Raw genomic sequence first — 9,700 nt, 5'->3', positions numbered from 1 at the left:
CCGTTCGTGCTGAGCCTGTCGAAGCATGAACTTGCTTAAGTTATTTCGTGCGCGTTCCTTAACCTGAAACTGTCCCGTCTTATGTGGGTAGCCTTTATTACCAGCTGACCTTTTAAAAAGCCCGCACAGCTCGCACAGCAAAGCCGCCATATTTGTCATATTTATCTTGGCCGCCGTCGGCAAAGCTTTGATACCAAGCGGATTCGTTGTCGTATTCTGATGAACTCCAGTAACCACGGTTGCTAAATTTACCGATATTTTTTAATGAGCCAGCAGCACCTTTGCCGATGTTTTTATACATGAGCGCTAATTCATCTTTTGAGGGCAAGACCCAATCGTTGTACTTATTCAATATCAGGCGATCACACAAACTAGCGGCATAAAACCCTACGCCTTGGCTTTTAATAATGGCCGCCGTATTGGTTTTTCCTGCCCCAATCGCATTGTTATCTGCATTGGCATTGCTGTAAAAACCGTCGTTATACCATTGCAAGCCGGTGCTTTGGTCGGTGGCTGCTGCTATCAAACCATGCTTGCCGGTGTTATTAACATAAAAAACAAGGCCGCCGCCGTAACGTTTGCCAATATTTACATCAACAACCATGTCTTCAAAACTGATGGCGGCAGTACCCAGTTGCTGGTTTGTACGAACATTGCTGGCATTTACGCTCACATAGCCGCCTTTAGCAAATGCCCATTGATTTATTAGCTGGCCAGCACTTTGTTGCGTTAACAGCAGCCATTTGCCTTGATGAGCCGCCTGATTAATGGTGATCTCAAAGCAAGGCTGTCGCTTATTTTTGCTGGAACATACGCTATTAGCTGCGGCATTGCCTTTAAGATGTAGCTGGTACTTGGCATTACTGGCTGTACTACCGGCGGGAATTTGCAGCCATATTTTATACGTGGTAGCAGATGGCGCTAACCATTGCACACGCGAATTACTGCCACCTTGCAAACTGACGTGTAAGACACCGACCGATTTACCGTTGGCAGGTAACGCCTGCGCAAAGCTGATAGTTGTTATTAGTATGTACAGCACACATAAAAAACGGATAATGCTGAAATACATAAAAACGTCCGTTAGCTAACAAATACCGCTAGTTTTTCGCTAACAATTCAGTAATTTTAGTTTCTATAGCATTCATATCCAGCACTGAAAACCCTTGTTGAATATGCTGTACGATACCCTGTTGATCAATAATAAAGGCGGTGGGCATCGACTCAATAACATATTGATCCGACCATTCGCCGTCACTGTCGTGCAAAACGCTGAAGCTAACGGGAATATCAGTGAGAAATTTCTCAGCTTTGGCTTTGTTGTCATCCAGGCTTATTGCAATCACTTCAAACGCTTGCGCTTTCAGTTTTTCATGTAACACGTTTAATAAAGGGAAATAACTGCGGCAAGGTGCGCACCAAGAAGCCCAAAAATCCAAATAAATAACTTTTCCAAGCTTGTCTTTTAAGGCGACGCTGTGGTCTTGTTGCAGTGTGGGTAAAATAAACTGCGGCGCAGGATTTCCAAGTTCGGTAGCTTCTGCACTTAAGTAGGCGGAATTTATCAGCATGGACATAGCCAACGAGGGTGATTTATTATTATTTTTCTTCATGTTTTCTTCACAAATTTATGTAATTTTCAATAATACATTCCATAAAAAAAGCGGGTTACTCGGCATCCGTATTGCACAGATACCGCTCATCCTTGAAATAAGTAACCCGATTGAATGGCAAATCGTATCGTTATGGTGGGTTTAAGTATGAGCAGCTAATTGGCTCATGGCTTAACAGGCTTATCACAATCTATACCGCTCGATGACACCTAAAGAATCCTGAGTAGTCGCTCATCCTGTCTATCCTCAATAAAAATAAAGCATATTTTATGCCAAGCTATTAAGTGCAGTTTAATCAACACTGCATGCATTAAAGCCTCTGCTTAAACTGTGTCATATGCCCTATTTTTTTAAAAGCATTTTGGGTAAAAAACCACAGTACAAAATAACGTTATAAAAATAACAATTTGATTAATAGCGTTTATTTTAATTTTCCAACCAAAGCACCTATAAAATCACCTTGCCGTACGAATAAATCATATATGTTATATTTCAATGGTTTAAATTAAAAAATGGGTGATATGACACATTTTTGAGTAACAATAGGTCATATCACACGTTTTAAAATCTTGTGTAATCTTAAGTTATTGATTTTATTTTTAATTGGTTCTTGGCATAGTAAATGCTTAATAAATTGTGCGCGTGATAGCTCGTGTTATTGTCAGTTCAACTAATAACATGCCGCTAATGCGTTTAGAGCACCAATCTGTCACTTGTTTAAATAACCTAACTTTACCAAGGAACACCTCAATGAAAACTATAAGCACTTTATTGTCAGCCGCTGTTATCAGTTTAATATCGGTTTCTGCAAGCCAGGCAACCACACAAGCCTCTACTGTTTTTCATTTTGATATGAAAAAGAATACTGACAATTTTGAAGTAAGAGCCAGTGGCTGGAGCGATCCAAAATTTGGCGATTTAGGCTGGGTACACAGTTCTGACTGGGGTACGTTTAACGCTGTAAAAGGTCAGGTGGTTACTATTACCATGACATCTAGCGAAACAGGTTTTCACCCGGGTTCTACCGTTTATTTCCGTGGCGCTGATGATACTGCGGACAATTCATACATTCCTGATGTGGCTTTAACACAAACTGCCACTATGGCTAAATGGGGCGCAAGCAACGATGACACCGGTGAGCCTTTGGGTGACATTGTGATGAAATATATTACCCACGGCTATGATGGCGATGGTGCGGTTGCAGACGTAGCAGGCGATTTAATCACCAATACCTTTAAAAAAATAAATGATGGCGTGCCTGGTAAATTGGTTATTAAATTTAAAGCGCCCTTCACAGGCTTGTATGAGTTTGTTTCTGGTGGTTACAAGCCAGCGCCTACTATTAACAAAGCCATAAAGCACATTGTTAAAGTAAAAGTAATTGTTAAATAAGGCGTTGCGCCAATAACATTCAGCCACACTTGCGCTGCTATTGCACAGCAGGTGCGTACACTAAAATCAGCTCATTGAGCGACTGAGATGGCGTAGTTGTTATTTTCGAAATGACAACTACGTTACCCAGACAAGAGACTATTAGATATGAATAAAAAAATACTTTTAAGCAGCGTATTAACAATAGCCACAGTAGGCTTGTCCACTAGCGTTTGGGCACATCCAGTTTACATGGGGCCTGCACATGCTGTTACGTGCAGTGATTGCCATGTGGGCGGCACACGCAGTAAAAAATTTGTTCCAGGCTTAATAGAACAGTTCCCCATAAACCAATCTCTGGCTATTGCAGATAAAATAAAAGCTATTTTTAAACTCAGCGATGCACAAAGATTGCCGATATGGACAGCATTGGATAAACAAATTAATCCTAAACCAATATCGCCTGATACCGCGCCGGTGCTAAAAATTTCCGCCACTAAATTTAAAGTTTCGGTAGGTGGTAAAGCGCTGATCATACCGTTGTCTGTTACCGACAAAGAGGCAGACACTTATACAATTGACGGACCTGATCTTAATCCTTCAAAACCTTCGGCTTTTAACGGCAACCATGTTTCTAAATTTCACTTTACCTGGAAAGTAAACGAACCTGAATACGCGGGTCAAACCTTCCCTATTGAAATTTCTGTTAAAGAAGACCAAAGAAAAACAGGTCGTATTCTGAAATCTAACAGCGTTAAAGCGTGGATCACTGTGATGCCTAAGGGCAAGTAATAGCTAGCCACGTAAGGCGGGACATTCGTTCGTCCCGCTTGTCGACGGCTTTGTGGCTTATGGCTCGACATCACCACGAACGGCTTTTTAAAACTGTCCTGTCTTAAATAGCGAGTTCAAATAATCGCCAGTCTTTAAATTTCCCCTGTTTTTAAGGCGAAACAGGGGCTGATTTCAGGAGATATCTTGAGATCAGTAAATACTTTGAAAACTAGCTTACAGCGCAATCCCCAGTCATTATCAACCTTGCCGCACCAATCTCAACCTCAACCTCAATCATCTATGAAATTAACACCCGCCTGCTACCTGCTATTTCCGCTGTTACTCCCGTTAAACGCTCAAGCGCATAAAATATCCACCACTCAAAAAGACACGGTACAACGCTATGTTATTGGTGATATTTATCAAAATCTACAACGACCTAAAGCCTTCACGCTGGACACGGCACTTTGGCCGATTGATCCGGTATCAGGTTATTTTAAAATACCGGTATGCTGGGAAAATCTGACAGATTTATCCCCAGTAGACAGATACGCCACCAGGGTGACGCTTACTAATTCTTGGCAAAAGCAAACATTAGTAAAATTTGTCGGTTGGGGTGTCTGTACAGAAAACGCTCAAGGCATTCGGATTACGGCGGTAGATAATGAATACTCGCCACAAGCCGCGCTCGGCACAGAAGGTGATGGCAAAATAGGCGTTACACTACTAAATTTCAGCATGACACAAGGCGCTTCTGCCAATTTATACGCGGCATGTCAAGCCAATAACCCAAGTCTGCCGGATGACAAGGCGCTCGCACTGTGTATTAAATCTACTGTCATTCATGAATTTGGCCATGTCTTAGGTTTAGCCCATGAGCATCACCGAGATGATGGTACTTTCGATGATCTTAGCTTATGCCATTTAGATCCGCCTGCGCCCGCTGATGCCGTTGGCCCGTTTACACTGTCGGGTAATAACTATTTTACAGATTACGATACTGATTCTGTGATGAATTATTGCCGAACTGGGTATGCAGGAAGAACCAATTTAACAAGCCTTGATATGTTGGCCGCCAGAGTTCACTACGGCCAAATACCCAGTTACGATTCACGTTCACGGATATTAACCATTCCGCGTCTTAATCATTACGATGGTAAAGCTTACGAAAGTACTTGGAAATTTGGCGAAGACAATAAATTCCGATTAGTAGATACGCTCAATGAAACACACAAGCCTTCCAAATCTCCGGCAACACTCAGCAAAACCGGTGCATTAGTTCTTAAAGAAATGAGCTATATTTCAGCCTCTGGGCATGTCAATCAAATTCTGAAGGCAACGTTACAAGAAACTAAAACACCGGGTGTATTTACAAAAACCTGGAGTAGGATACAGCCCACCGACTTTAAACCAAGACCATAAAAGCATTTTAACCGTAGGTATAGTATGGATAACCGTCAGCATTTTACGATACTCAGCAAACCTTTTTTCAGCTTGATTTTGCCGGGTGGTGTTTTTTTGCTGACGGTATTGGTATCCAATAAAGTCAGCGCACTAGGCAACACGCCACCGTCTTTAAAAGGTGTTGCCATCCCTGTTACACCGGGTTTGCTCAATGGCAAAACGCCTATTGTGATTAATAAAACTGCCGCTATTGCCTTAGGCAAGGCGTTGTTCTGGGACAGCGCGGTAGGCAGTGATGGCATGGCCTGTGCCTCGTGTCATTTTCATGCGGGGGCTGATCGCCGTGTTACTAATCAATTAGAAACAGGTTCGTTGCATAAAACCGCAACGGGGAAAACCTTTCAAAAAACCGCATCCGGTGGTCTGGGTGGGGTCAATTACACCCTTAAACGCAGTGATTTTCCTTTGTACAAACTGGCCGATCCTGCTAAAAAAGATGCTAAAGTGTTATTTAGCACGGATGATGTGGTGACATCGTCCGGGGTGTTTTTAAATCGCTTTAAAGGCTTAAATGTAAACAGCAGTCTCGTTGATGATTGCATTTCAATAAAAGATGCTGTTTTTCATAGCGGTGCTGTTAATACCCGACAAACATTACCAAGGCAAGCCCCCAGTGTGATTAATGCCGCGTTTAATTTTCGTAATTTTTGGGATGGCCGCGCCAATAATATTTTTAATGGAGTTTCCGCGTTTGGCGCAAGAGATAGCAAAGCGGGTGTCTGGATTATGAGCAATGGCAAAGCCCGCAAACAAACTCTCCGTTTAGCAAATGCCTCTCTTGCGTCACAAGCGGTAGCGCCGGTACTCAGCAATACCGAAATGTCCTGCGCCCAGCGTAGCTTTCCTGATGTCGGGCGCAAACTATTGTCATATCGCCCATTAGCAACCCAAGAGATACACGCTGAAGACAGTGTGTTAGGGGGATTACGACAGACTTCTGGTAAAGGCTTAATCGCTTCTTATCAAGACTTAATAAAAGCCGCCTTCGCACCGCGTTATTGGTCTGGCAACGGTGATTTTGGTCGTCCAGTTGCAAAAAATGCCCAGCCCTATAATCAAATGGAAGCCAATTTTTCGTTATTTTTTGGCTTGGCATTACAACTGTATCAGCAAACCCTCATTTCTGATCAATCACCTTTTGATAGCCCGCGAGTCCCTGGTGAAAATCCACAATTCCCCGAAGATTTAACCACGCCACAAGCGCGGGGCTTACGGGTATTTATGAGTTCTAACTGCATAAATTGTCATAAGGGTGCCACCTTATCATCGGCCGCCCATCCTGATTTATTTAACCCCGCCTTTGCTTATACATCGCTACGCTTGGTCAATCGCAAAACTTTTACCGGTGGCTTAAGCGGCGATCCTGTCGTACTAGGCCTCATGGACGAGGGCTATTTTAATACCAGCGTTACCCCAGACAACCATGATTTAGGGATTGGAGGGCGCGATCCTTTTGGTAATCCGCTGTCTTTTGTCCAACAGTATGTACAAAAATTGTTAACGGGTAAATCGCTCAATGATCCCATAATTATTAACTCCTGCGACATGGACGGTTTGTTTTTAAACGAGTACGTAAGTACGGAATTGAGAAAAGATCCTTACATCAGCGGCAGTTGTGGCACGCGAGCCTTTTACGCACAAATACCGAAAGTTGCCGTATTACAGGCCGAATTGAAAAAAGGCAAGCTGGCCAGGGATATTGTTGCCGTTAACGGTGCATTTAAAACACCTACGTTACGCAATGTTGAATTAACGGGGCCTTATATGCACAACGGCAGCTTGCTAACGTTGGAACAAGTGGTGGATTTTTATTTCCGTGGTGGCAATGTTAGCAACGCTGCGCATCCTGCGCGATTATTGACCGCCCGCCCGATTACACCGGAAGATAAGGCGGATTTGGTGGCGTTTTTAAAATCACTGACCGATGAACGGGTACGTTTTGAACGTGCACCGTTTGACCATCCACAATTACGTATTCCTCATGGGCATAGCACGCGAGTTGACCCCAAAAATACCAAACAGGCAGAAGATTTATTTTTAACCTTGCCTGCGATAGGAAAAAAAGGCCGTGATGCCAAATTAGGACCTTTAAAAGCCTTTGAAACCTATCTTAAGCCCTGAGTCTATCCACTAAAAAAGGTATATTATGAAAAGTGGCCATCATGCTCCGATGCCAGTCAAAACCTTTCGCAGCCTGGCTTTGCCCCGTGCTGTTGTGTTGTTGACGGCAGTACTGGCAAATGAAGCCAGCGCACAAGGCAATACACCGTTATCCTTAAAAGGTGTTGCCATTCCTGTTACACCGGGCTTGCTCAATGGCAAAACGCCTATTGTAATTAATAAAACTGCTGCTATTGCCTTGGGTAAAGCGCTGTTCTGGGACAGCGCGGTAGGCAGTGATGGCATAGCCTGTGCCTCGTGTCATTTTCATGCGGGCGCAGATGCCCGTGTTAAAAATCAATTGGCTACCGGCGAATTTAATAAATTAGTAACCGGAAAAAGCTTTCAAAAAATGGCTTCCGGTAGCGTGGGCGGGGTTAACTACAGCCTCAAACGCAGTGATTTTCCACTGTACCAATTGGCCGATCCGCTGAATAAAGATTCCAAAGTGTTATTTAACACCGATGATGTGGTGTCTTCATCGGGGGTGTTTTTAAGTTTGTTTAATGGCTTAGCGCAAAATGGCAGCGCAATAGATGACTGCGCTTCAATTAAGGACGCTGTTTTTCATGTTGGCACAGTTAACGCTCGCCAAGTCCAAGACAGACACGTACCCAGCGTGATCAATGCCGGTTTTAATTTTCGTAACTTTTGGGATGGCCGCGCTAATAATATTTTTAATGGCGTATCACCTTATGGGGCGCGCGATGTGTATGCCGGTATTTGGGTAAAAAATAAAGATGGCCGCGTCACAAAACAAAGCCTGCGCTTGGAAAATGCCTCGTTGGCCTCCCAAGCCGTTGCACCTGGACTTAACGATTCTGAAATGAGTTGCAAACAACGCAGCTTTCCAAGCATTGCCCGTAAATTATTACTGCGCCGCGCTTTGGCCAGTCAACAGATACACTCTGAAGACAGTGTATTAGCCGGATTGCGCCATTCATCTGGCAAAGGTCTTAAAGTATCTTATCAACGTCTGATAAAAACCGCTTTTGCACCACGCTATTGGGCGGGCACAGGTGATTTTGGTAGCCCGACAGCCATAAATGCTGCGCCGTATAATCATATGGAGGCGAATTTTTCTTTATTTTTAGGCTTAGCCTTACAGCTTTATCAACAAACATTGGTGTCCGATCAAAGCCCTTTTGATACGCCGCGTGACACGGGCGTTTTTCCACATATGCCTAAAGGACTGAATACGTCGCAGCGCCGAGGCTTAAAAGTATTTTTGGATGGCGGTTGTAATGTATGTCATACCGGCCCCACATTATCGGCTGCCGCACACCCTGATGTATTTAGGACTTTTAAAGGTTTTTCTTCGCTGCGTTTGGTTAATCGGGATTTGTTAAACGGCGCATTTATTCCGCACCGAGGCACGTTAAAGCCACTTATGGACGAGGGTTATTTTAATACCAGTGTTACACCAGAGAATAACGATCTGGGCGTAGGTGGTAAAGATCCTTTTGGCAATCCACTGTCTTTTAGTGGCCAATACGCACAGCAATTGTTAACAGGTAAGCCGCTTAATGATCCAGTAGCCCTGAATGCTTGTGACTTTAATAAGACGTTTACCGACGATTATCAGGCCAATGAACTAAGAAATGATCCTTACGTGATCGGTAAATGCAGCCATGCACCGTATGCAAAAATACCAACCGCCGCCATCTGGCAGACTGAGGTTAAAAAAGGCAAGTTTGGCAGAGCTTTTGTAGCCACCCAAGGCGCATTTAAAGTGCCGTCGTTACGTAATGTAGAGTTAACTGGACCTTATATGCACAACGGCAGTTTGTTAACCCTAGAGCAGGTGGTGGATTTTTATTTCCGTGGTGGAAATTTTAATAATGATGCCCATTTTGCTGCTTTAGTATTGCAACAACCGATTAGCCCACAAGAAAAAGCCGATTTGGTGGCATTTTTAAAATCGCTTACTGATGAACGGGTACGCTGGGAGAAAGCCCCGTTTGATCATCCACAATTACGTGTACCACACGGGCACAGTAAATTTACTGATCCTAATCATCTTCAACAAGCAGAAGATTTATGGTTAACGGTACCTGCCGTGGGTAAAAAAGGTCGCAATGCCGCGTTAGGTGCATTAAAAGCCTTTGAAGATTATCTTGAACCGTAATCAATACAAGTGCTAATTACACCTGCAGCGTTTTTATATCACATTAATTACACTAAATGGAGGTCAGGCTCTGCCTGACAATCACGCAGAGCCTGACCTCAAAACATAGAACGTATATATTATTTAGCTCTGTACATGACAAAAAAATAAGCCAATGAAATGTCATATAATTTTCGTTTTTGTAAACGAA

General features: G+C 43.4%; 7 protein-coding genes. 5 read left to right on the top strand and 2 right to left on the bottom strand.

Going from position 1 to position 9,700, the window contains the following annotated elements:
* Positions 1–112: 112 nt before the first annotated feature.
* Complete coding sequence (locus CRENPOLYSF2_RS03340) at positions 113–1,072, bottom strand: Lcl C-terminal domain-containing protein (protein ID WP_087142549.1); 960 nt, start codon at positions 1,070–1,072, stop codon at positions 113–115.
* A gap of 28 nt (positions 1,073–1,100) precedes the next feature.
* Positions 1,101–1,613 carry a TlpA family protein disulfide reductase gene (locus CRENPOLYSF2_RS03335; RefSeq protein ID WP_087142548.1) on the bottom strand — a complete coding sequence of 171 codons (513 nt, stop codon included), beginning with the start codon at positions 1,611–1,613 and terminating at the stop codon, positions 1,101–1,103.
* A 750-nt stretch (positions 1,614–2,363) separates the two neighbouring features.
* Here CRENPOLYSF2_RS03335 and corA point away from each other — a divergent pair.
* The 5 genes from corA to CRENPOLYSF2_RS03310 all read left to right on the top strand — a co-directional run bounded on the left by corA (position 2,364) and on the right by CRENPOLYSF2_RS03310 (position 9,510).
* Entirely contained in the window at positions 2,364–3,005 is a 642-nt protein-coding gene (gene corA / locus CRENPOLYSF2_RS03330) for a copper(I)-binding protein CorA (protein WP_087142547.1), read from the top strand.
* A gap of 147 nt (positions 3,006–3,152) precedes the next feature.
* Positions 3,153–3,776 carry a hypothetical protein gene (locus tag CRENPOLYSF2_RS03325; protein WP_087142546.1) on the top strand — a complete coding sequence of 208 codons (624 nt, stop codon included), beginning with the start codon at positions 3,153–3,155 and terminating at the stop codon, positions 3,774–3,776.
* 282 nt (positions 3,777–4,058) lie between these two features.
* Positions 4,059–5,180 carry a M12 family metallopeptidase gene (locus tag CRENPOLYSF2_RS03320; protein ID WP_087142545.1) on the top strand — a complete coding sequence of 374 codons (1,122 nt, stop codon included), beginning with the start codon at positions 4,059–4,061 and terminating at the stop codon, positions 5,178–5,180.
* Between the two features lie 24 nt (positions 5,181–5,204).
* Complete coding sequence (locus tag CRENPOLYSF2_RS03315) at positions 5,205–7,343, top strand: cytochrome-c peroxidase (RefSeq protein WP_087142544.1); 2,139 nt, start codon at positions 5,205–5,207, stop codon at positions 7,341–7,343.
* A gap of 49 nt (positions 7,344–7,392) precedes the next feature.
* Positions 7,393–9,510, top strand: a complete 2,118-nt coding sequence (locus CRENPOLYSF2_RS03310; RefSeq protein WP_087142550.1) for a cytochrome-c peroxidase — start codon at positions 7,393–7,395, stop codon at positions 9,508–9,510.
* Positions 9,511–9,700 lie beyond the last annotated feature (190 nt).

Source organism: Crenothrix polyspora, assembly GCF_900163755.1.
GTDB lineage: Bacteria > Pseudomonadota > Gammaproteobacteria > Methylococcales > Methylomonadaceae > Crenothrix > Crenothrix polyspora.
The sequence above is the reverse complement of the archived record's forward strand: the minus strand, read 5'-3'. Positions and strand labels throughout refer to the sequence as shown.

Excerpts from the sequence above, each read along its gene's own strand:
- CRENPOLYSF2_RS03340 (WP_087142549.1), bottom strand. The coding sequence starts at position 1,072 with ATGTATTTCAGCATTATCCGTTTTTTATGTGTGCTGTACATACTAATA.
- CRENPOLYSF2_RS03335 (WP_087142548.1), bottom strand. The coding sequence starts at position 1,613 with ATGAAGAAAAATAATAATAAATCACCCTCGTTGGCTATGTCCATGCTG.
- corA (WP_087142547.1), top strand. The coding sequence starts at position 2,364 with ATGAAAACTATAAGCACTTTATTGTCAGCCGCTGTTATCAGTTTAATA.
- CRENPOLYSF2_RS03325 (WP_087142546.1), top strand. The coding sequence starts at position 3,153 with ATGAATAAAAAAATACTTTTAAGCAGCGTATTAACAATAGCCACAGTA.
- CRENPOLYSF2_RS03320 (WP_087142545.1), top strand. The coding sequence starts at position 4,059 with ATGAAATTAACACCCGCCTGCTACCTGCTATTTCCGCTGTTACTCCCG.
- CRENPOLYSF2_RS03315 (WP_087142544.1), top strand. The coding sequence starts at position 5,205 with ATGGATAACCGTCAGCATTTTACGATACTCAGCAAACCTTTTTTCAGC.
- CRENPOLYSF2_RS03310 (WP_087142550.1), top strand. The coding sequence starts at position 7,393 with ATGCCAGTCAAAACCTTTCGCAGCCTGGCTTTGCCCCGTGCTGTTGTG.